The sequence below is a fragment of the Klebsiella sp. K-Nf6 genome, from assembly GCF_002806655.1.
In the GTDB taxonomy this organism is placed as follows: Bacteria; Pseudomonadota; Gammaproteobacteria; order Enterobacterales; family Enterobacteriaceae; genus Klebsiella; species Klebsiella variicola.
Map to the genome: position 1 here is coordinate 529,393 of NZ_PIBN01000001.1, position 22,343 is coordinate 551,735.

Here is a 22,343-nt window from a genome sequence, read left to right on the forward strand (position 1 = left end):
CTGTTAGCGTTTTGACCAGTCCCTCTGACAGGAACCGCACATGACTGCACCACGACTGGAAAAATTACGCCATTTCATTCATGAGGTAGACCGCCTGCACCGTGAGCACCACCAGACCGCCCCGCTGCTTGACGCCGTGGCGCAGCGACTGGCGGCGCTGGTGCGTTACGACGACTGGCTGCCGGAAGAGTACACCCTGCCGCATCCGCACCATTACCAGCAGTATCTGCTGCATGCCGACTCCGGGGAGCGCTTCTCGATTGTCAGCTTCGTCTGGGGACCGGGGCAAGCGACGCCGATCCATGACCACCGGGTGTGGGGGGCCATTGGTATGCTGCGAGGCGCGGAAGAGAATCAACGCTACCAGCTGGATGCCGATGGCATACCGCGCGCGCTGGGCGCCGCCACGCTTCTGGAAGCAGGCCAGGTGGAGAAAGTCTCCGCTGACGATGGCGATATTCATCGCGTCAGCAATGCGCTGGCGGATCGCGTCTCCATCAGCATTCACATCTACGGCGGCAATATCGGCGCGGTGAAGCGCGCCGTGTATACCCCGGAAGGACAGCAGAAACCGTTTATCTCCGGCTACTCCAACCGCCATTTACCCAATATCTGGGATTCCTCCCGCGAACATCAAGGATAACCACTATGTCCACCTACGCTTATCGCCAGGCCGCCGAGATCCGCCAGGCACTGCTCGATCGTCGTGAACTGGCGCTGATCGACGTCCGCGAAGAGGCCGATTTCGCCACCGATCATCCGCTGTTTGCCGTCAATCTGCCGCTCAGCAAACTGGAGCTGGAGGTCCGCCGGCGAATACCGCGCTTCACCACCCCGCTCACCGTTTACGACAACGGCGAAGGTCTGGCGGAGATCGCCGTCGAACGACTGCGGGCCTGGGGCTATCAGGATGTGGCCCTGCTGACAGAGGGGCTCGCCGGCTGGCGCCGCAGCGGCGGCGAGCTGTTTCAGGACGTTAACTCCGCCAGTAAAGCCTTTGGTGAACTGGTGGAAAGCGTGCGTCACACGCCGTCGCTCAGCGCCCAGGAGGTTCAGGCGCTCATCGACAGCCAGCAGGAGGTGGTGATCGTCGACGCCCGGCGCTTCGATGAGTACCAGACCATGAGCATCCCCGGCAGCATCAGCGTGCCCGGCGGCGAGCTGGCCCTGCGGGTAGAGAGCCTGACGCCCTCCCCGCAGACGCCGGTTATCGTCAACTGTGCCGGACGCACCCGCAGCATCATCGGCACCCAGTCGCTGATCAACGCCGGCGTGCCAAACCCGGTCCATGCCCTGCGCAATGGCACTATCGGCTGGACGCTGGCCGGCCAGACGCTGGCGCACCAGCAGCAGCGGCAATACGATCCCTCCGCCCGCGCCTCCGGCGCCCGGGCCGCTGAGGTGGCGCATCTTGCCGAACGGGCCGGGGTGGTGGTCATCGATGAGGCCACGCTGCAACGCTGGCTGCAGCAGAACGACCGCACTACCTTCCTGTTTGATGTCCGCAGCCCCGAGGAGTACGCGGCGGGTCACTATCCCGGCAGCCTGAGCGCGCCAGGCGGCCAGCTGGTGCAGGAGACCGATCACTTCGCCAGCGTACGAGGGGCGCGAATTGTGCTGCTGGATGACGATGGCATCCGGGCGGCGATAACCGGCTCGTGGCTGGCGCAGATGGGCTGGGAGACGGCGCGGCTGAGCGCGCTGTCGGCCAGCCAGTTGAGCGAACGCGGGGTGCCGGCCGCCGAGGTGCCGCCCGGCCCGCAGGCGGAGGAGATAAGCCCGGCGCAGCTGGCGCAACAGCTGGACGAACCCGGTACGGTGGTGCTCGATTTCACCACCAGCGCCAACTTTGTCGCTCGCCATATCCCCGGCGCGTGGTGGCTAACGCGCTCGCAGCTGCGCCAGGCCCTGGATGTGATCCCTCCCGCACAGCGATACGTGGTGACCTGCGGCAGCAGTCTGCTGGCCCGCTACGCGGTGCCGGAGGTGGCGGCCTTGACCGGTAAACCGGTGCAGTTGCTTACCGGCGGGACGCTGGCGTGGATCGCCGCCGGTCTACCGCTGGCGCATGGCGACAGCGGCCTCGCCGTCGAGCGCCGTGACCGCTATCGTCGTCCGTACGAAGGAACCGATAATTCCGCCGAGGCCATGCAGGCCTATCTGGAGTGGGAGTATGGCCTGGTGGATCAGCTGGCCCGCGACGGCACCCACGGTTTTCGGGTGCTCTAGCGCGAGCGCGCCTCAGGCCTCGCGCAGGATCCACGAATACTGAAAGCTCTTCGGCGCCGGAAAATGGGTCCGGCGTCGGTAGGAGCCCAGCGACTGCGGGGTGCAGTAGGTGCAACTCCCCAGCCATTCAACGCTCGCCGGCGACACTCCCGCCTCTGCGAAGATCGCTTCGGCAAAGGCGCGCAGATCAAACCACAGATTATCGCTGCCGCGTGCGGCGGCTTTGAGCGCATCGCTGACCGGGCCCGAACGGGAATGAAACAGCCGCTGGCGATGGCGGGCCACCCGATCACCGCCGGGCTGGTCCAGCAGTTGCTGATAAAATGCGGCGGAGACTTCGTAACAGCAAGGGTGAATATGCGGCCCCACGGCGATGACCAGATCGGCCAATGCCACCCCCTGCTGGCGAAAACAGGCCAGACTGTTGTCGACAATGCCGCTGACCAGCCCCTGCCAGCCGGCATGCACGCTGCAGACGAAGCGACCGTCGCGCGAGGCGATCAGCATCGGCAGACAGTCGGCGGTCACCACCCCCACCTTTTGCCCGGCTACCGCGGTAAACACCGCGTCGGCGTGCGGGCGCGTCGGCAGCGGCTGCTGATAATGATGAACCTCATTACCATGCACCAGCTTCACCGGAGCCAGCTCGGCATAGGGAAAGGCGGCGGTTTCGTGGACATCGAGAAAAGCGTGGCGGATGCCAGGGATAGCATTGAGCAAACGGGAGGTGTAAGCCATAGGGACGATAAGCGTCAGGGAATGATGTCTTACCATAGGCCAGGTGACGCGGACAGGCAAGGCGGCGGCCCGGCATTTTTTTGCCAGACCGCCGGATGCGTCTCAGACAATCGCGGCGCGCTGCTGGCGATGCATCAGCCAGAACACCGCCACGCCGGCCAGCACAATGCCGGGCGCCGAGGCCGCCATCACCCCGACGGTGCCGGTGCCGAGAGCCAGCATCTTGCCGGCCAGCAGCGGGCCGCTCATCGCGCCAAGACGGCCCACCGCCACGGCGGTGCCGACCCCGGTGGCGCGGATCGCTGCGGGGTAAAAAAGCGGCGCCAGGGCATAGAGTACGCTCTGGCCGCCGGTGGCAAACAGCCCGGCGACAAACCCCGCCAGCAGCATTCCGTTCAGCGACGACGCGCTGCCCAGCGCCAGCAGGGAAGCCAGAATCCCGCAGTAGATCAGGAGCGACATCCGCAGCGGGGTGAGCTTATCCATTAGCGCTCCCAGCAGCAGCGTGCCGCAGGCAGCGCCGATCTGTAGAGAGAACATCACCCCCGCCGCCTGGCTGGCGCGGAATCCCTGGCCCACCAGCAGCATCGGCAGCCAGTTGATCAGCATATAGACCACCAGCAGGGTGAAAAAATAACCCAGCCACAGCAGCAGGGTGGCGGCGGCCTGGCCCGGGGCAAACAGGGTACGCAGCGGCACGCTGGCCTCCGCGCGCTGAAACGCCTGCGACTCCGGTAGCCAGCGCATCAGCAGCGGGATCAGCAGTAACGGGACCACGCCGCCAATCCAGAAAATAGTCTGCCAGGCCGCGGCGAGACCGGAAAAGCCCAGCGCCGCCGCCAGCGCGGCGCCAATGGGCACGCCGCAGTACATCAGGCTTACCGCCCGGCCGCGGAAGCGTGAGCCAGCGGCTTCCGAGGTTAAGGCAATCAGGTTCGGCAATGCCGCCCCGAGCCCGACGCCGGTGAGCAGGCGCGCCAGCAGCAGCGTCGGGAAGCTCCATGCCACCGCGGTGGCCAGCGAGAACAGGCCAAACAGCAGCACCGACCCCAGCAGAATGCGCTTGCGCCCGTGGCGGTCCGCCAGCATGCCGCCTACCAGCGCGCCGGGCAGCAGGCCGAGGATCCCGGCGCTGAAGATCCAGCCCATCTGCATTTTATCCAGCGCAAAGGCCTGTGCCATGCCGACGGCGGCAATCCCCGCCGCCTGCAGATCCAGCCCTTCCATCAGGGCCACCATAAAACAGAGCCCGATGGTGACCACCAGGCGCGAGGGGGTTGCAGTCGTTATCTTGGTCATAGGGTACCTTGGCGATAGCCGGACAAACGGAGCAGGTGACTGGCGGCTGATGCTTTGTCAGCCGCACGTTTTTCGTTATTTATTGCGGTTAAGCAGATCCAGCGCGACGTCGACGATCATATCCTCCTGACCGCCGACCATCCGCCGCTTGCCCAGCTCGACGAGAATATCCACCGCGCTGAGGCCATAGCGCTCGGCCGCCGCTTCGCTGTGGCGCAGGAAGCTGGAGTAGACCCCGGCGTAGCCCAGCGCCAGCGTTTCGCGGTCGACACGCACCGGGCGGTCCTGCAGCGGCCGCACCAGATCATCGGCCGCGTTCATCAGGGCGTAGAGATCGGTGCCATGCTGCCAGCCGAGCTTGTCGGCGGCGGCAATAAACACTTCCAGAGGCGCATTGCCCGCCCCCGCGCCCATCCCGGCCAGGCTGGCGTCAATGCGATCGCACCCCTCTTCCACCGCGGCGATAGAGTTCGCCACCCCGAGGCTCAGGTTATGGTGGGCATGCATCCCGGTGGCGGTCTCCGGCTTCAGCACCGCCTTCAGGGCACGGAAACGGTCGCGAATGTCGTTCATGTTCATCGCCCCGCCGGAATCCACCACATAGATACAGGTCGCGCCATAAGATTCCATCTTCAGCGCCTGCTGCGCCAGTGCCTGCGGGGAGATCATATGGCTCATCATCAGAAAACCGACGGTGTCCATTCCCAGCTCGCGGGCAAAGGCAATATGTTGCGCCGCGACGTCCGCTTCGCTGCAGTGGGTGGCGACCCGCACCACCCGCGCTCCGGCCTGATACGCCGCTTTTAGATCGTGCAGCGTGCCGATGCCCGGCAGCAGTAAGGTGGCGATTTTCGCCTGGCTGACCGCCTCCGCCGCCGCTTCAATCCAGGCGATGTCGCTGTGTGCGCCAAAGCCGTAGTTGAAGCTGGATCCCTGCAGGCCATCGCCATGGGCCACTTCGATGGAGTCGACCCCAGCCTTATCCAGCGCGCCGGCGATCTGCTGCACCTGCGCCAGGGAATACTGGTGACGAATGGCGTGCATGCCATCGCGCAGCGTCACGTCCGAGATATAAAGTTTTTTACCGTTCATGCTGTCGCTCCCGCCGCGCTGTGCATTGCCCCGGCCATTTGCTCCGCCGTCGCCAGCGCCGCCGAGGTCATAATATCGAGGTTGCCCGCGTACGCCGGCAGATAGTGCGCCGCCCCTTCCACTTCGAGGTAAACCGCGGTTTTCAGGCCGGAAAAACAGCCGACGCCGGGCAGGTTGACCGGCTTATCCTCGGGGATAACCTCAAACTGCACCTGCTGCTTCAGCCGGTAGCCCGGGACGTAAGCCTGCACTGCCGCCGCCATTTCGGCGATCGAGGCGGCAATGGCCTCCTGCGACGCCAGCTCGCTCAGGACGTAGACGGTATCGCGCATCATCAGCGGCGGCTCCGCCGGGTTCAGCACAATAATCGCTTTGCCCTTGCCCGCGCCGCCGACTTTTTCAATCGCCTGCGAGGTGGTTTCGGTGAATTCGTCAATATTGGCCCGCGTGCCCGGCCCGGCGGATTGGCTGGCGATCGAGGCCACAATCTCCGCGTAATGCACCTTCGCCACTCGCGAGACCGCGGCGACCATCGGGATGGTCGCCTGCCCGCCGCAGGTCACCATATTGACGTTGCCCTGATGGAGATTGGCCGCGAGGTTGACCACCGGTACGCAGTAAGGGCCAATCGCCGCCGGCGTCAGGTCGATGACGCGGATCCCCGGCTTCGCTTCGCGCAACGCGGCATCGTTTTTGATGTGCGCCCCGGCGCTGGTGGCGTCAAAAACAAAATCGATGTCGGCAAATTCCGCCATCTGCATCAGGCCGCCCACCCCTTCGTGGGTGGTCGCGACGCCCATGCGCCGGGCGCGGGCCAGGCCATCCGACTGCGGGTCGATGCCGACCATCACCGCCATCTCCAGATGCTGGCCGTGGCGCAGGATTTTAATCATTAAATCGGTGCCGATATTCCCGGAGCCGATAATGGCGACTTTACGTTTACGCATTACGATGTCCTTCTCCGGCGGCGACGAAGCGTGCCGCGACTGAGCCAATACCTTCGATATGGGCGACAAAGCTGTCCCCTTCGTTAATCGCCACCATCGGACCTAACGCCCCGGTCAGCACGATATCTCCCGCCCGCAGCGGTTCGCCAAGGCTGGCCAGCTTGCGCGCCAGCCAGACTGCGGCATTCAACGGATGTCCCAGGCACTCGCTGCCGCGACCGCTGGAGACCAGCTCCTGGTTGCGGGTCATGTGCATGGCGCACTGCTTCAGATCCAGTCCCGCCGGGCGCTGCGCCGGGCCGCCAATGACGTACAGGCCGCAGGAGGCGTTATCGGCGACGGTGTCGACAAAGCCGATTGACCAGTCGCGAATGCGGCTGCCCACCACCTCCAGCGCCGGCAGCACCCATTCGATGGCGTTATACAGTTCATCAAAGGTGGTATCGGCATGCGGCAGATCCTGCTTCAGCACCAGGGCGATCTCGGCTTCCACTTTGGGCTGCAGCACGCGACCAAACGGCACCTCGGCGTTGTCGCCGTAGCACATGTCGGCAAACAGAGTGCCGAAGTCCGGCTGATTGACGCCCAGCTGCTGCTGCACTTTGGGATGGGTCAGGCCCACCTTGCGGCCCACCACCCGCCGGCCATGGGCGACGTGGTGCTGGACGTTCAGACGCTGGATGGCATAGGCGGCGTCGGCATTGTCGACGCCGAGGATATCGCGCAGTGGGGCGATCGCCTGGCCGGTCTGTTCCGCGTCGCGCAGCTGCCGGGCCAGCGCGTCAAGAGAAAAAGTCATCATTAACTCCTTAAGCCCGTACGAGGAAATTGAGCACCAGCTGATTAAAACTGTCGGCATGTTCCCACTGCGCCCAGTGGCCGCAGTCGCGGTAAATATGCAGTTCCGAACCGGCGATCCCGGCGAGCAGGCGCAGCCCGGCGTCCATCGGCACGAAGCGGTCGTTGCGTCCCCAGACGATCAGGGTTGGCGCGCTGATTTCGCCCAGCCGCGGGCCAAAGTCAGGAAACTGCTTCGGGTTGGCTTCGAGGCTTTTGACGAAGTTGTCCAGATGATCGCGGCGCGACAGCATATTGTTGAGACGGGCCTCGAACAGCGCCTCGGTGAGGTCGCGGGTGTCGAAGACGAAGATGCTCATCATCTTCTTCAGGTTTTCTATGGTCGGCTCGCGGTACAGGGCGTTCAGCAGCTTGATGCCCTCCGTCGGCATCGGCGTAAACAGGCTCATGCCGCCGGTCCCCCCGCCCATCAGCACCAGCTTAGCCACCCGCTCCGGCCAGCTCAGGGTGAAGGCCACCGCGCTATGGCCGCCCATCGAGTTGCCCAGCAGATGGACTTTATCGATCCCCAGCTGATCGACCACGCTTTTCAGAATGCGGGCGTTGAGGTCCGAACGTGAGCCGCTGTTGACGATAGCATCGCTTTTGCCCCACCCCGGACAGTCGAGGAGCAGCACGCGATAGCCCGCCTCGACCAGCGGGTCAATGTTACGGCTGAAGTTGGCCCAGCCGGTGGCTCCCGGCCCGGATCCGTGCAACATAACCACAGTCTCTTTCCCGTCGCCGCAGTCATTGATATGGATGCGCAGCGTGCGGCCCCCCTCGTCGACATTGAGGAATCGGCTGGTGGCGGCTTCGGTTTGCGGTTGATAGCTCATGTTAGTCTCCCGGTTAATCAAATCTCGGTGGTGGCGCTCAGCGAGCCGAACCCGGCGATCCACTCGGGGATCGGCCGATAATAGCGGCCTTCACTGCGCCAGCGGCCAAAAGCGGATAGCGCGGCAAAGGCGGCCACCCAGGTCTTAATTTCGTGCGTCGATTTGCCGGCCATCGCCGACAGCTCGTCGTTGCCGATCGCATCCAGTTCTGCCAGCCGCCCCTGCTCCAGCAGGCTCATAAAGCGGTTGTCCCAGACCGGGTTGAGGGGATGGAGCGAGTGCGGATCTTCAGTAAACCGCCTGGCGGCGTTGATCACCCGCTGCTGGCGCAGTTCGCGTTCGTCCGGCGGCAGCTGTTTGCCGCCGCCGAGCAGGCGATCGCGGAGATGGGCGTCGGCCTTCGCCAGCTCCGGCACCGGCGGCTGGTGCGAGAGTCCGCCAGAGCCGAGGATCAGCACCCGTTTATTGAGGGTGTTGAGGAAGCGGCCCATCGCCTCGCCCAGCAGCCGGGTACGTTGAAAACCCGGCAGCGGCGCGGCGACGCCGTTAATAAACACCGGCAGCACCGGCAGGCGATCCAGGCCACCCAGCAGAAACTCCAGCGGCTGAGCGAAGCCATGGTCCACCTGCATGTTGTACGACACCGCCAGATCGATACCGCTGTTGATCACGGCGTGGGCGCAGGCTTCGGCCAGCTCGGTCGGTACCGGCAGGTCGCCGGCGGCGCTGGCGAAGTCGCCGATGGCGGTGGCGCCGACGCCGAGGCAGAACGGCGGCATCACGTCATAGAAAAAACCGTTGTAGTGATCGGGGGCGAAGAGCACCACCAGCTCGGGATCGAAGGCGGCGATCCGCCGCCGGGCGTCAGCAATCACCCCGTTCACTTCATCAAGGACCGCCTGCTCCGGGTCGACGAATCCCACCAGCGGAGTGTGGGAGAGACAGTGCAAATAGGCATGCATATCAGGCCACCTTCTCTTCAGCGTGGGCGGTATCTCCGACCGCGAGAGTCATTTTTTCCGCCAGCGCGGTCAGCTGCGCGCCGAGGGTCTGCGGGATGGCGAGAGCGGCGACAAAGCGGTCCGGTCTGACCACGGCAATGGCGGTGTTATGCTGAGCAAACCAGCTCTTCAGGCGGTTTTGCGTATCGCCCACCCGCAACGTGCCGGGGGCGTTATCCTGCTCGCGATGGATCTGCACCGCCGGCACCACCTGGATAAAGCGCACCCCGGCCGCGCGCCAGCGGGCGATCTGCCCGGCGTCGAGCCCCCACTGCGGGTTGCAGCCCCAGCCGATAATGGCGAAATTCGCGCCGATGACGTCGTCGAGTAGCACGCTCTCGCCGCTCTCCAGCGTCACCTGCGGTTGAATAAACATTTTGCCCACCGGCGAGGTTTTGCCGGCGCCGTCGGTCAGCAGCGCCCCCTCGCGGTACTGCGGCATCGGCTTAAAGCGCATTTCGAGGAAGTAGCGCTTCACCGGCGGCAGGTAGTTCAGCAGCCAGGAGAGACCGTCGCGCACGGCCCCCTGCCAGCGCTTCGGCGGCGCCAGCACGTGGCCGGCGGTGACCGACAGATCAATCATCGCTTTCGCGTGGTCGCGGCGCTCCTGCTGGTAGCTGTCGAGCAGCGCCTCTCCCGCTTTACCGTTGACCACCAGCGCCAGCTTCCACGCCAGGTTGAAGGCGTCGCGCATGCCGCTGTTGTACCCCTGGCCCTGCCAGACCGGCATGATGTGCGCCGCATCGCCGGCCAACAGCACGCGGTCGATGCGAAAGCGTTCGGCAAGGCGGGCGTTATGGGTATACACCCGCTGGCGGATCAGCTCGACGCGATCCGGGTCCGGCAGCACTTTGCTCAGCAGACGACGCATATTGTGCGGCTCGCTGAGCTGGGCTTCGGTTTCTCCGGGCATCACCATGAATTCAAAGCGGCGCACGCCATGGGGCAGCGCGGCGGAAACGTAGGGTCGCACCGGGTCGCAGCACAGGTATACGTGCGGGGTGGCCAGCGGGTCGTTGGCGATATCGATGACGATCCACTGATTCGGCGCGGTCTTGCCTTCGAAGGGGACGTTCAGCGTACGACGAATAAAGCTGGCGCCGCCGTCGCAGGCCACCAGCCAGTCAGCGCGCACCGTCTCCCGCTCGCCGTCCGGTCCTTTAAGATTTAACGTGACACCGTCACCGTTCTGGCTAAAGGCTTCTACTTCGCGGGAGAAGAGGCAGCGGACCTGCGGGAAACGCTGCAGACCGTGATACATCACCGCATCGACCTGGGGCTGAATGAAGGCGTTGCGCCGCGACCAGCCAAACTCATCGGTCATCGGCTGGATATCGGCAAAGCAGCGCCCCTTCGGGGTCAGAAAGCGCATGGCGTGCCACGGCGTGGTGTGCGGCAGCACGTCATTCACCAGTCCCACCGCCTGCATCGCCCGCAGGGATTCATCGTCAATGCCGATGGCCCGCGGGTAATCGATCAGTGTGTCGAGCTTTTCCACCAGCAGCACGCTGATGCCCATCTGGCCAAGGTAGTTGGCCATCATCAGGCCAACCGGACCGGCGCCGGCGATGGCGACCTGAGCGGTATGCTGCACGGCGGGTTGAATATCGGGTGTAGATGTTGTCATTCTCAGCGACCTCACGACTCGGAAACTGCCCGACTGACAGGCAATTTGTTAATCATGTGTAAACGTATTTTTATAATGGGCTGAGTATAGGGCGGGGGTTTTCGGCTACAATCAAAACATCACCGAATGTGCACCAGGTGCACAGCGCTGTTTATAAAGCATTTTAAGGAAGGATTTATGCATGACGATGGGTCCACAGCGTACAAAACGGTGCGCGGGTTAAGCCGGGGTTTATTGTTATTAAAATTGTTAAATAAATTCGACGGCGGCGCGACGCCGGGCCTGCTGGCGGAGTTTAGCGGCCTGCATCGCACCACCGTGCGCCGGCTGCTGGAGACGCTGCAGGAGGAGGGTTTTGTCCGCCGCAGCCGCTCCGATGACAGCTTCCGTTTGACCATTAACGTCCGCCAGCTGAGCGATGGATTTCGTGACGAACATTGGATTTCTGCCCTCGCCACGCCGCTGCTCGGCGAGCTGCTACGCGAGGTGCAATGGCCAACAGACATCACCACCCTCGACGTCGACGCCATGGTGGTGCGCGAGACCACCCACCGCTTCAGCCGACTGTCGTTTCACCGCGCGATGGTCGGACGGCGGCTGCCGCTGCTGCTCACCGCCTCCGGGCTGACGTGGCTGGCCTTTGCCCCCGACGCGGAACGCGACGCCATCGTCAGCATGCTGGCCGCCCGTCCGGAGGCTGAGTATCAGCTGGCCCGCGAACCGGAACGGCTGGCGGCGATCCTCGCCCGCACCCGGCAGAACGGCTACGGTGAAAACTTCCGCGGCTGGCAGCAGGAGGAGAAAATCGCCTCCATCGCCGTGCCGGTCTGCAGCCAGCAGCGGGTTATCGGCTGCCTGAACCTGGTCTATATCGCCAGCGCGATGACCATTGAGCAGGCGGCGCAGAAGCATCTTTCCGCCCTGCAGAGGGTGGCGAGCCAGATAGAAGCCCGCATGGAAGAGGAAGAAGTGTGGTACGAAATGCCTTGATCGTGATGAGGGTAAACGCGATCAACCATTGCGCCCGGCGACGTTATATAATTTAATACATAGCGAATTTTTCACGCCATTCGGGCCACACCATGTCAAAACACCCCTTACTGCTGGGCCTGACGCTGCTCAGCGCCAGCCTGTTCACCGGCCAGGCCTTTGCCGACCGCACCGTCACCGACCAGCTGGGTCGCCAGGTCACCCTCCCCGACCACGTCACCCGCGTCGTGGTTCTGCAGCATCAGACGCTCAACCTGCTGGTGCAACTGCATGCCGCCGAGGATATCGTCGGCGTCTTAAGCAGCTGGCAGAAACAGCTCGGGCCGCAGTTCGCCCGCTTTATGCCCGAGATCGGGCAACTGGCGACGCCGGGCGATCTCACCCAGGTCAATATTGAAAGCCTGCTGACGCTGCGTCCGCAGGTGGTTTTTGTCGCCAACTATGCGCCGCCGGCGATGATCGCGCAGATCCAACAGGCCGGGATCCCGGTGGTGGCCATCTCGCTGCGCCAGGACGCCGCGGGTGAAAAAAATAAAATGAACCCCGCCATGGCAGACGAAGAGCAGGCCTATAACGCCGGGCTGGTGGAGGGGATCCGCCTTATCGGCGAGGTCGTCGAACGCCAGCCCGAGGCCGAGGCGCTGATTCACTACACCTTCGAGGCGCGTAAACAAGCCAATGCGCCGGTGGCCGATATTCCACCGAACCAGCGGGTGCGGGTGTATATGGCCAACCCCGATCTGAATACCTACGGCGCCGGTAAATACACCGGGCTGATGATGGCGCACGCCGGGGCGCTGAACGTGGCGGCCGCCAGCGTAAAAGGCGCCCGTCAGGTGTCGCTTGAGCAGGTGCTGGAGTGGAACCCGCAGGTGATCTTCGTCCAGGACCGTTATCCGCAGGTGGTCAAACAGATAGAGAACGATCCGCAGTGGCAGGCGATCGATGCGGTGAAACACCACCGCGTGTGGCTGATGCCGGAGTACGCCAAAGCCTGGGGTTACCCGATGCCGGAGGCCCTGGCGCTGGGCGAGCTGTGGATGGCGAAAAAACTCTATCCTTCGCGCTATCAGAACATCGATGTGGACAGTAAAGCCCGGGATTACTATCAGCGTTTTTACCGCGTGGCGTGGACGCCAGATGCGCGCTAACCGCCATCCCTGGCGGTTGCAGGGTAGCCTGGCGCTGGCGACGCTGGCGATCGCGGTCGCCTCTCTTTGTTTCGGCCAGTACCCGTTAAGCCTGCGCGTCGTTGGGCACACCCTGGTCCATCTGCCGCCAGGTGAAGGGGTGATCGGGCAGATCGTCTGGTCGGTTCGCCTGCCGCGCGTGGTCATGGCCCTGCTGGCCGGGGGCGCGCTGGGGCTGTGCGGCGCCACCTTGCAGGGCGTGTTCCAGAACCCGCTGGTGGACCCGCACATCATCGGGGTGACCGCCGGCTCCGCCTTCGGCGGTACGCTGGCGATCCTGTTGGGCGTCGGCAGTCTGCTGATGATGGCCTCGACCTTTTTCTTCGGCCTCGTCGCGCTGGGGCTGATTTACGCCCTCGCCGCCCTGCAGGGGCGGGACAGCACGCTGGGGCTGATTCTGTCCGGGATCATTCTCAGCGGCTTCTTCGCCGCGCTGGTCAGCCTGATGCAGTACCTCGCCGATAGCGAAGAGACGTTACCGAACATTGTTTTCTGGCTGCTCGGCAGCTTCGCGACCGCCAGCTGGCATAAGGTACTGCTTATGTTCCTGCCCATGGCGGTGGCCGCCGGAGTGCTGTGGAAGCTGCGCTGGCGAATCAACCTGCTGGCCCTGGAGGAACGCGATGCCCGCAGTCTTGGCGTACCGGTGGCCGCGCTGCGTCGCGGCGTGCTGGTGTGCTGTGCGGTGCTGGTGGCAGCCCAGGTGGCGGTCAGCGGCAGCATCGCCTGGATGGGTCTGGTGGTCCCGCACCTCGCCCGCCTGCTGGTGGGCGCTGACCATCGTCGCCTGCTGCCTACCGCCTTCTGGCTTGGCGCCGCCCTGATGCTGGTGGTGGACGATCTGGCGCGCACGCTGACCCAGGCGGAAATCCCGATCGGGATCATCACTGCCCTGCTCGGCGCGCCGCTGTTTACCTTTTTACTGGTGCAATCCCGGCGCCGGAGTACCGCCCGATGAACAGCTCATTATCGCTGGAAGCGCTACGCTACGGCCACCGTCAGCCGCTCTTCGCCCCGCTCACGCTGGCCTGCCGGCCCGGTGAGATCTGGGCGGTGCTGGGCGCCAATGGCCGGGGAAAAAGTACCCTGCTGGATACCCTGACCGGCGTGTTGCCGCCGCTGGGCGGCCAGGTGCAGTGCGAGGGCGGCGTCGCTCTGGTCCCGCAGTCGTTTCGTCCCGCTTTTCGCTGGCGCGTGAGCGATGTCGTGCTGATGGGCCGCGCCCGTCATGTGGATCTCTTTGCCCAGCCGGGCGAGGAGGATGCCCGGCGGGTTGAGAACGCGCTGGCGCAGCTGGGGATTGCCGCCCTGGCCGGAGATGACTTCGACGCCCTCTCCGGCGGCCAGCAGCAGCTGGTGCTGATTGCCCGCGCGCTGGTCAGCGCCAGCCAGAATATCCTGCTGGATGAGCCCTGCTCGGCGCTGGACCTTGGTAACCAGCAGGTGGTATTGCAGCTGATCGGCGACCTCGCTCACCGCCAGGCGCGCACCGTCCTGTTCACCACCCATGATCCAAACCATGCGCTGCAGGTGGCCAGCCATACGCTGCTTCTTCTGCCGGAGGGCCAGTGGCTGGCAGGCGAGACCGCCGACGTGCTGAGCGAAACGCACCTCCGGCAAGCGTACGGCCTGCCGGTACGTCTGATCCACCATGCCGCCTCCGCGTCCCCTCTTCTGGCGCCAGGGTTTACTCTGCGTCGCTGAACGGCATAAAACCCGCCTGCCGGAGATAGCTCTGACCAACGTCGCCGAGGATAAAGCGATACAGGGCCAACGCGGCGGGATCCGCCCTGAGGCGCGCCAGCTGGTAATCGCAGCGAATATTCCACGGCGCCGGAATAGTCAGGGTACGCAGATCGTCGCAGGCGGCCAGCGCGGAGCCATAGTGCGCGTAGCCGATAAACAGATCCGCCAGGTTCTGGCGAATAAGCCACGCGCCAGCTATCTCGCCCGGCGGCACGCTCAGTGAGTCTCTGCCGCCGACCCGCGGCTGCGCTCGCCCGGCTATCGCATTGCCCAACCCAGGATAATGCGCCTCAATTCGGGCAAACAGTTGCCAGGTATAATCTCCCGACGGATCGCATCCCGGCGTGGAGGTCGCCAGCCGCAGGTGGGGCGTGCAGAGCAGCGCCAGCCAGTCCAGGCCATCGTTTTCCGGCGACCGCCGGGCGGTCAGCATCAGCTGGTTGCCGGCAAATCCCTGGCATTCCTGCGCCAGACCGGCCTGCAGCAACATCTGCGGGTGCGCCGCGTTGGCGGACGCAAAAACCGCGCACGGCGCCCCGGCCTCGATCCGCTCGCGCAGCAGGCCGGCAGGGCCAAACTGCGCATCGACCGCCAGGCCAGTGTGCTGCTGAAAGTGCGCCACCAGCGGCAGGAAAGCGCTTCTCAGGCTTCCCGCCGCCAGCAGCGTGAGAGGAGTGGACATCATAGACAGTCGCTATAAACCGGATAATATAACGCTATATTACCCGGTTTGCCGTCGCGTCAGTAGCGAATTTCCGCCAGCGTGCGCAGCTGCTCGGGGGTGGCTACCGGCAGGTCGAAAAAGCGCAGATAGGCGGGGATCATTTCAAACAACATGTCGGTCCCGCGCTGGATATGGCACTGTCGCGCCTGAGCGGCCCTCAGCAGCGGGGTGTACTCCTGGGTCATGACGACCTCCCCCACCCAGGTGCCTGGCGCCAGACGGTCAACGTTCAGCGGCAGCGGATCGCTGGCCTTCATCCCCAGCGGGGTAGCATTGACCACCAGCTCGTGTCCGACAGGATCGTGCTGCATCATGGTGATATCGAGCTGCGGATAGTGCTGATGCAGCCGTCCGGCGAGGGCGTGCGCCACCTCGGGCCGGGTATCGTACAGGGTCAGGGCGCTGACTCCCGCCGCCGCGAGGGAGGCGGCGATAGCCGATCCCACCCCGCCGCTGCCGACCACCAGCGCCCGCGTCCCCTGCGGATTAAACCCTTTACGACGCAGGCCCAGCACAAAGCCGTCGCCATCGAACATATCCCCGCTCAGGCTGCCGTCGGCCTCGCGACGGATGGCGTTGCAGGCGCCGGCGATAGCCGCCGTCGGGCTCAGGCGCTGCACCAGATCGCAGGTGGCGATTTTATGCGGCATCGTCACCAGCGCGCCGATGATGTTGGTCATCGTAAACAGCGGCGGAATAAACGCGGCATAGTCCTCCGGCCTGACCCCCATCGGCACCACCTTTACGTCCACCTGCTGGTCGACGAACCACGGGTTATAGATCATCGGCGCCTTAAAACTGGCGGTCGGATAGCCAAGGTGCGCTATCAGCCGCGTATTCCCACTAATCACCATGCCTTGCTCCTTTGCTTACTGCGATAACTCGATACGTTTGACGTCGCCGAGGATAAACAGATAGGCCACCACGCCCAGCAGCGCGGCGCCGCCGATGTAGATCAACGCGTAGAAGAAATTGCCGAACCCGGCAACGATAAAACCGATCACCAGCGGGGTGAGGATCCCCGCGAGGTTGGCGCAGAAGTTAAACAGGCCGCCGGTCAGGCCGCCCAGCCCCTTCGGGGCAATATCGGAGATCAGCGTCCAGCCAAGCCCCACCATCCCCTGACCAAAAAAGGCAAACGACATCACCAGGATCACCGCCAGGTCGCTCTGCAGCCAGTTGGCGGTGATAATGCAGCTGGCCATCAGCAGACCGGCGACGATCGGCAGCTTACGACCAAGGTTGGCCGATCCGGTGGCCTTGAGCAGTTTGTCGGAGATCCAGCCGCCAAACATCACCCCGCCGGCGGCGGCGACAAACGGCAGGATGGAGAAGAAGCCCACCTTCAGCCAGGGCATATGCCGCTCGGTGGCCAGCCAGGTCGGGAACCAGGTGAGAAAGAATACCAGCACGGTATTGCCGGCAAACTGGCCGATACTGGCGCCGATGATCTGCCGTTTGCTCAGCAGCTGGCGGACCAGCGGCCAGCTGAACGCCACCTGCTGGTCCGTCGGGGCGCTCAGGCCGCCGCCGTTTTCGATATGCTCGCGCTCCTGCTGGCTGAGGCGCGGATCTTCATGCGGTTCGCGGTAGCAGCGCCACCACACCAGGGCAAACAGAATGCCGACCGCGCCGACGCTGACGAACAGCACCCGCCAGCCAAAGCCGTCCATGATCCAGAACAGCAGCGGCGCAAAGCAGGCCAGCCCGAGGTATTCCCCTACGGTGTATACCGCTGTGGCTTTCGCTCGCTCATGCTGCGGGAACCAGGCGCTGACCACCCGGCTGTTGACCGGAAAGCACGGCGCTTCGCTAATGCCGAGCCCGAAGCGGCACAGCAACAGTGTTTTCAGCCCCACCGCCATGCCGTGGAACAGGGTAAACAGCGACCACAGGGTCAGCGACAGAAAATAGGTCACTTTGTTGCCAAAGCGGTCAAGAAACAGCCCGCCGGGGATCTGCGCCAGGGCATAGGTCCAGGCGAAGGCGGAAAAAAGGATACCCATGATCGCCGGGTCAATCCCCAGCTCACCGGTGAGCTTTGGGGCGGCGATCCCCAGCACGGTGCGATCGAGGTAGTTGATCATGGTACCAACGGCCAACAGCGCAAGGATGCCGATGCGCCGCCGGGAGCGGCGCACGGTGACGGCAGGCTGGGCGGCAGCCGTCGGGTTAGGGCTATATGAGCTCATAGTCAGTTCCTGTCTCGGGTACAGAGGATGTTGTTATTGTGTTTAAGGCATAATGAACCATTTGATTCGGGCTAACAATACTGCATCGCCGCCAGACGGACGGCGGCATTCGCCGCGCCATAGAGCGCGTAGCCGGCCCGTCGTTCGGTTAACTCAAAGAAAAAGCGCCCGGCGGTAAAGGGGCGGGTATAAAGATGCAGGAAGGCCCCGCCCTGCGGATCGCGGTCGTAGAGGAGCTGCCGCCGCTGCAGTTGCCCAACGTCCAGCTCGCCGCCGAAGCGCGCCAGCAGATCGTCATAATAGTTGGCCGGGATCGGCAGCGCATGGCGGGCAACGTCGGCAAGCTGGTCGCAGGTGGCCGGCAGATCGCGGCAGGCAAAGGCCGCATGCTGCAGCCCCGCCCCCTGGTAGCAGGCGACCGAGCGGGCGATCTGCGTCGCCCGGCTCTGCGAAATATTCAGCGCCAGACGGATATCGCCCTGCGGGCTGCGCACCGCCAGACTGCGCACCAGTCCATACGGGTCCGGCAGCGTCTGCTCATGCTCAAGAGTAAAACCAAACACCGTGCGGAAGAACATCACCCAGTTGTCGCGGCTGTCGGCCTCCATCCCCAGCGCCAGATGGTCGATACCGAGATAATCCTCGCGCACCATCAGCCCGTCGCGCAGATGAAAATCGCGCTCATAGATCGCCTCCCCGGCGTCGATGAGATAGATAAGGCTACCGTCCGGGGCGCAGATCGCCGGGATCGGCGTTTCGTTCGGCCCGGCATCGCCCTGCCAGGTGGCATACCCCAGCGCGCGGGCGCGGGCAACAATCGGCGCACTGCGATCGACCCGCAGCGCCATGGCGCAGAGCGAAACGCCGTGGCGTTGATAGAAATGATCGGCCCAGCTGTGGGGCTGATGGTTGATGACGATCCGCGCCCCGCCGTTGCGCCACAGCGTCACCTGTTTGGAGCGGTGGCTTCCCTCGTGCTGAAAACCCAGCGCCTGCAGATGCTGCCCCAGACGCTGCGCCTCGGCGGCGCTGGCGGCAAACTCGATAAACTCCAGCCCGTGATAGACCGGCAACGGCGGCGGTGAAAACAGATCGGCATCGCACGTCGGGAGCCGACGGCGGGTTTGTTCCTCCAGCCACAGCAGCGAACGGTAACCATCTTTGGCCGTCGCGCCGTTCGGCGAGGCGCGAAAACCGTCATTGAAGATCTCCAGCGACCAGGGGCCGCGATAGCCGCAGCGGGTGATCTGCTCGGCAAACGCCTCCAGCGGCAGCTCGCCCTGCCCGGGGAAGCAGCGGAAGTGGCGACTCCACTCCAGGAGATCCATTTTCATGTACGGCGCATCGGCGAGCTGAACAAAGGTGATTTTCTCCACCGGCACTGACGACAGCGCATCCAGGGTGTCGCCGCGGGCCAGAATATGGAAGCTGTCGAGCACCAGGCCCAGCGCCGGGCTGTTCACCCGCCGCACCCGCTCCCAGGCCTGCTGCCAGCGGTTCACATGGGTTCCCCAGGCCAGGGCCTCATAGCCGATGGTGATCCCCTCTTCTTCCGCCAGCATTGCCAGCGCCCGCAGGTCCGCGACCTGCAATTCGCTATCCGCCGAGCAGTCCGGTTGCACATTGCTGCACAGCAGCAGCGTGTCGCAGCCCAGCTCGTGCATCAGGGCAAACTTGCGCCGAGCGCGGGCCATATTCGCCGCAAACTGCGCCCGGCTGGCGCCTTCAAAATCGCGAAAGGGTTGAAAAAGCGTGATTTTTAACCCTAAATCGGCGGCAAGCTGGCGGATTTCCGCCGGCGTCCCCGTATAATAGAGCAGATCGTTCTCGAAAATTTCCACACCCTGATAGCCCGCCGCCGCAATAGCGTGCAGCTTCTCAGGCAGGGTGCCGGAAATCGAAACGGTGGCGATAGAGCGCAGCATAAGGTCCTCGGGTCAACAACTGACGTGAGCCTTGAATATGTATCATTTGGTTCATTTGCGCCATACTAGGTTGCTAAATTGTGATCATTATGTGTATTTTTTGTCACCCAAGAAAAAGGAGTTGCCATGACCGTCGTTGCTCATGATGAAGCACAATCCCTGAAGGCGCGGATTTTCAGCGCTGCTATCGCTGTTTTTGCTGAACACGGGCTGTCAGGCGCCCGCATGGAGCAGATCGCCACCGAGGCGCAGACCACCAAGCGCATGGTGGTTTACTACTTCAAAAGCAAAGAGCAGCTCTATCAGGAGGTGCTGCAGTATGTGTATGCGCGGATCCGCGAAACCGAGCAGCAGCTGGGGCTGGAGAATGTGCCGCCGGTGGAGGCGCTGGTGCGGCTGGTGCGCTGGAGCGTGCGTTATCACGCCACCCACGCGGACTATATGCGGGTAATTTGCATGGAGAATATGCAGCGCGGCAAGTGGTTACAAACCTCGGGTGAACTGAAACCGCTGAATCGTACCGCCCTGTCGATTCTGGAAGACATTTTACAGCGCGGCCAGCAGCAAGGCGTCTTTCAGGCGGGGCTCGAAGCACGCGATGTGCACCGGTTAATCAGCAGCTTCAGCTTTTATCAGGTGTCGAACTTCTACACCTTCAGCAGCCTGTACCTTGACGATCCGTTGCCCGCCATCGACGACGAAGCGATGGTGGCCCACCACTGTGACATTGCCGTCCGGGCGGTGATCCGCTTCGTGATTTCCTGACCCGCCGGCGAAAGACGTTAATGCCCGGAAAGGGCGTGAATGACTTTCTCCATGGCCTCCACGGTGAGCGCCGAACGCTGAATTTTGGCGTTCGCCAGCGAGGTGCGCAGTACGCCGGCAATGACAATGTGTTTCGGCTCCTGGCCCAGGTCTCGCATTTCCAGCACCACTTTACCCACCACGCGGCACATTTCCTGGTACAGCTCGTCGTCTTTGGCTTTATTTCCCATCTGGTTTTGCTCGCACTTTATTATTATCAATCAATTCATTATTGATAGATTTTTTCCGCAACGCAAATCATCCCCGACAGAAAGGGTCAATGGCGCGTTTTACTGGCTCATAATGCGAGAAAAAGCGCGTTCTGCTGCCCCTTTGCCTGCCTGGTGATGAAAAAATGTGTTGCGTACTTTTATGCATAACGTGCCGGTTTTGTTACGCGTTTTGTCCATAATTTGAAACGAGGTTTTTATTTTCCTTTTTGATTTCGGCAGCGTATAATGCGCTTCGATTCTTTCTTGAATGGTTTCAGCGCATTGGACTGCATGATAAAACGCATAACACCTTGCCACATTTCATGGGCTGAACCGCCAGCACACATTCTTCTGCACGCTCCGGGGTTGTCACCTATCCTTAGGGCGTGGCTTAGCAACTTTCGTAATACAGGTTTGGCTCCCCGGCAGTGCGCCCGCGGAGCGAGAATTCCATATCCTTCACAACTTAAAGACTAAAACTGTCATGAAAAAGACCAAAATTGTTTGCACCATCGGTCCGAAAACCGAATCTGAAGAGATGCTGACCAAAATGCTGGAAGCCGGCATGAACGTGATGCGTCTGAACTTCTCCCACGGTGACTATGCGGAACACGGTCAGCGCATCCAGAACCTGCGCAATGTGATGAGCAAAACCGGTAAGAAAGCCGCTATTCTGCTGGACACCAAAGGCCCGGAAATTCGTACCATCAAGCTGGAAGGCGGCAACGACGTCTCACTGAAAGCAGGCCAGACCTTCACCTTCACCACCGATAAATCCATCGTCGGCAACAACGAAATCGTTGCAGTGACCTACGAAGGCTTCACGTCTGACCTCACCGTCGGCAACACCGTTCTGGTGGACGATGGCCTGATCGGCATGGAAGTAACGGCTATCGAAGGCAACAAAGTTATCTGTAAAGTGCTGAACAACGGCGACCTTGGCGAGAACAAAGGCGTAAACCTGCCGGGCGTCTCCATCGCCCTGCCGGCGCTGGCTGAGAAAGACAAACAGGATCTGATCTTCGGTTGCGAACAGGGCGTGGACTTTGTCGCGGCCTCCTTCATCCGTAAACGTTCCGACGTCGTCGAGATCCGTGAGCACCTGAAAGCCCACGGCGGCGAAAACATCCAGATCATCTCCAAAATCGAAAACCAGGAAGGCCTGAACAACTTCGACGAAATCCTCGAAGCCTCTGACGGCATCATGGTTGCTCGTGGCGACATGGGTGTTGAGATCCCGGTTGAAGAAGTTATCTTCGCCCAGAAAATGATCATCGAAAAATGTATCCGCGCGCGCAAAGTGGTTATCACCGCGACTCAGATGCTGGACTCCATGATCAAGAACCCGCGTCCGACCCGCGCTGAAGCCGGCGACGTGGCCAACGCCATCCTCGACGGTACCGATGCAGTGATGCTGTCCGGCGAATCCGCGAAAGGTAAATACCCGCTGGAAGCCGTCACCATCATGGCCACCATCTGCGAACGTACTGACCGCGTAATGACCAGCCGTCTGGACTTCAACAACGACAACCGTAAACTGCGCATCACCGAAGCGGTGTGCCGCGGCGCGGTAGAAACCGCTGAGAAACTGGAAGCGCCGCTGATCGTTGTCGCCACCCAGGGCGGTAAATCCGCGCGCGCTGTACGCAAATACTTCCCGGATGCCACCATCCTGGCCCTGACTACCAACGAAACCACCGCTCGCCAACTGGTGCTGAGCAAAGGCGTTGTGCCGCAGCTGGTCGAAGAGATTGCCTCTACCGATGACTTCTATCATCTGGGCAAAGATCTGGCGCTGAAAAGCGGCCTCGCGCGTAAAGGCGACGTGGTGGTGATGGTTTCCGGCGCATTAGTGCCGAGTGGTACCACTAATACGGCTTCCGTACACGTGCTGTAATAATTTACAGGTTAATTGGTTTTTTTTAATAAAGCGCCTCTCGGGGCGCTTTTT

Annotated in this window: 22 protein-coding genes; 8 read left to right on the forward strand and 14 right to left on the reverse strand. The window is 62.7% G+C overall.

All coding sequences use genetic code 11. The features are described from left to right. Positions 1 to 40: 40 nt before the first annotated feature. Positions 41 to 643 (forward strand): cysteine dioxygenase, encoded by a 603-nt coding sequence (locus CWM61_RS02635; protein ID WP_012541416.1) that lies wholly within the window; start codon positions 41 to 43, stop codon positions 641 to 643. Positions 644 to 648: 5 nt separating this feature from the next. Continuing rightward, entirely contained in the window at positions 649 to 2,229 is a 1,581-nt protein-coding gene (locus tag CWM61_RS02640; RefSeq protein WP_100630652.1) for a rhodanese homology domain-containing protein, read from the forward strand. Positions 2,230 to 2,241: 12 nt separating this feature from the next. On the opposite strand, the gene CWM61_RS02645 is transcribed toward CWM61_RS02640, so the two are convergent. The 8 genes from CWM61_RS02645 to CWM61_RS02680 form a co-directional block, all read right to left on the reverse strand. Beyond that, positions 2,242 to 2,967, reverse strand: a complete 726-nt coding sequence (locus CWM61_RS02645) for a polyphenol oxidase family protein (protein WP_032730631.1) — start codon at positions 2,965 to 2,967, stop codon at positions 2,242 to 2,244. Between the two features lie 102 nt (positions 2,968 to 3,069). Continuing rightward, a complete protein-coding gene (mhpT, locus tag CWM61_RS02650; RefSeq protein WP_100630653.1) occupies positions 3,070 to 4,266 on the reverse strand; it encodes a 3-(3-hydroxy-phenyl)propionate transporter MhpT in 1,197 nt (398 codons plus the stop codon). Between the two features lie 75 nt (positions 4,267 to 4,341). Then, positions 4,342 to 5,358, reverse strand: a complete 1,017-nt coding sequence (mhpE, locus tag CWM61_RS02655) for a 4-hydroxy-2-oxovalerate aldolase (RefSeq protein WP_012541412.1) — start codon at positions 5,356 to 5,358, stop codon at positions 4,342 to 4,344. Continuing rightward, entirely contained in the window at positions 5,355 to 6,305 is a 951-nt protein-coding gene (gene mhpF, locus CWM61_RS02660; protein WP_023297812.1) for an acetaldehyde dehydrogenase, read from the reverse strand. The genes mhpE and mhpF overlap by 4 nt, the downstream gene beginning before the upstream one ends. Then, entirely contained in the window at positions 6,298 to 7,104 is an 807-nt protein-coding gene (gene mhpD, locus CWM61_RS02665; RefSeq protein ID WP_100630654.1) for a 2-keto-4-pentenoate hydratase, read from the reverse strand. Before mhpD ends, mhpF begins: the two co-directional genes overlap by 8 nt. A gap of 10 nt (positions 7,105 to 7,114) precedes the next feature. Then, positions 7,115 to 7,981, reverse strand: coding sequence for a 2-hydroxy-6-oxonona-2,4-dienedioate hydrolase (gene mhpC, locus CWM61_RS02670; protein ID WP_100630655.1), 867 nt, complete (start codon positions 7,979 to 7,981; stop codon positions 7,115 to 7,117). Positions 7,982 to 7,998: 17 nt separating this feature from the next. Beyond that, a complete protein-coding gene (gene mhpB, locus CWM61_RS02675) occupies positions 7,999 to 8,943 on the reverse strand; it encodes a 2,3-dihydroxyphenylpropionate/2,3-dihydroxicinnamic acid 1,2-dioxygenase (protein ID WP_074385576.1) in 945 nt (314 codons plus the stop codon). A gap of 1 nt (position 8,944) precedes the next feature. Then, positions 8,945 to 10,609, reverse strand: coding sequence for a bifunctional 3-(3-hydroxy-phenyl)propionate/3-hydroxycinnamic acid hydroxylase (locus tag CWM61_RS02680; protein WP_074385575.1), 1,665 nt, complete (start codon positions 10,607 to 10,609; stop codon positions 8,945 to 8,947). A 177-nt stretch (positions 10,610 to 10,786) separates the two neighbouring features. Here CWM61_RS02680 and CWM61_RS02685 point away from each other — a divergent pair, with 177 nt between their 5' ends. From CWM61_RS02685 to CWM61_RS02700, 4 genes are all read left to right on the forward strand, one after another. Beyond that, the gene (locus CWM61_RS02685) at positions 10,787 to 11,599 is read left to right on the forward strand and encodes a DNA-binding transcriptional regulator (protein ID WP_074385574.1); all 813 of its coding nucleotides are present in this window, start codon (positions 10,787 to 10,789) and stop codon (positions 11,597 to 11,599) included. Between the two features lie 92 nt (positions 11,600 to 11,691). Then, positions 11,692 to 12,750, forward strand: coding sequence for an ABC transporter substrate-binding protein (locus CWM61_RS02690; protein WP_100630656.1), 1,059 nt, complete (start codon positions 11,692 to 11,694; stop codon positions 12,748 to 12,750). Next, a complete protein-coding gene (locus CWM61_RS02695; protein ID WP_074385572.1) occupies positions 12,740 to 13,747 on the forward strand; it encodes a FecCD family ABC transporter permease in 1,008 nt (335 codons plus the stop codon). The genes CWM61_RS02690 and CWM61_RS02695 overlap by 11 nt, the downstream gene beginning before the upstream one ends. Then, the gene (locus tag CWM61_RS02700; protein ID WP_100630657.1) at positions 13,744 to 14,493 is read left to right on the forward strand and encodes an ABC transporter ATP-binding protein; all 750 of its coding nucleotides are present in this window, start codon (positions 13,744 to 13,746) and stop codon (positions 14,491 to 14,493) included. Before CWM61_RS02695 ends, CWM61_RS02700 begins: the two co-directional genes overlap by 4 nt. Here CWM61_RS02700 and CWM61_RS02705 read toward each other — a convergent pair. The 4 genes from CWM61_RS02705 to CWM61_RS02720 form a co-directional block, all read right to left on the reverse strand. Further along, positions 14,477 to 15,220 (reverse strand): substrate-binding domain-containing protein, encoded by a 744-nt coding sequence (locus CWM61_RS02705; RefSeq protein ID WP_100630658.1) that lies wholly within the window; start codon positions 15,218 to 15,220, stop codon positions 14,477 to 14,479. The two genes, CWM61_RS02700 and CWM61_RS02705, sit on opposite strands and share 17 nt — an antisense overlap. 56 nt (positions 15,221 to 15,276) lie before the next feature. After that, on the reverse strand, positions 15,277 to 16,113 hold the full coding sequence (locus tag CWM61_RS02710; protein ID WP_100630659.1) for a shikimate dehydrogenase family protein: 837 nt from the start codon (positions 16,111 to 16,113) through the stop codon (positions 15,277 to 15,279). 15 nt (positions 16,114 to 16,128) lie between these two features. After that, positions 16,129 to 17,451 carry an MFS transporter gene (locus tag CWM61_RS02715; RefSeq protein ID WP_023322833.1) on the reverse strand — a complete coding sequence of 441 codons (1,323 nt, stop codon included), beginning with the start codon at positions 17,449 to 17,451 and terminating at the stop codon, positions 16,129 to 16,131. 71 nt (positions 17,452 to 17,522) lie between these two features. Beyond that, the gene (locus tag CWM61_RS02720; RefSeq protein ID WP_100630660.1) at positions 17,523 to 19,376 is read right to left on the reverse strand and encodes a bifunctional sugar phosphate isomerase/epimerase/4-hydroxyphenylpyruvate dioxygenase family protein; all 1,854 of its coding nucleotides are present in this window, start codon (positions 19,374 to 19,376) and stop codon (positions 17,523 to 17,525) included. Positions 19,377 to 19,502: 126 nt separating this feature from the next. Between CWM61_RS02720 and CWM61_RS02725 the strand changes: the two genes are divergently transcribed. Next, entirely contained in the window at positions 19,503 to 20,141 is a 639-nt protein-coding gene (locus CWM61_RS02725) for a TetR/AcrR family transcriptional regulator (protein ID WP_008804472.1), read from the forward strand. 17 nt (positions 20,142 to 20,158) lie between these two features. Here the strand turns inward: CWM61_RS02725 and fumD are convergent, their stop codons facing one another. Then, positions 20,159 to 20,371: a fumarate hydratase FumD gene (fumD, locus tag CWM61_RS02730; protein WP_012541399.1), complete on the reverse strand. Its 213-nt coding sequence runs from the start codon at positions 20,369 to 20,371 to the stop codon at positions 20,159 to 20,161. A gap of 236 nt (positions 20,372 to 20,607) precedes the next feature. Further along, a complete protein-coding gene (locus tag CWM61_RS28990) occupies positions 20,608 to 20,739 on the reverse strand; it encodes a hypothetical protein (RefSeq protein WP_004217210.1) in 132 nt (43 codons plus the stop codon). A 137-nt stretch (positions 20,740 to 20,876) separates the two neighbouring features. Here CWM61_RS28990 and pykF point away from each other — a divergent pair, with 137 nt between their 5' ends. Beyond that, positions 20,877 to 22,289 (forward strand): pyruvate kinase PykF, encoded by a 1,413-nt coding sequence (gene pykF, locus CWM61_RS02740; RefSeq protein WP_100630661.1) that lies wholly within the window; start codon positions 20,877 to 20,879, stop codon positions 22,287 to 22,289. The last annotated feature ends 54 nt before the right edge of the window (positions 22,290 to 22,343 follow it).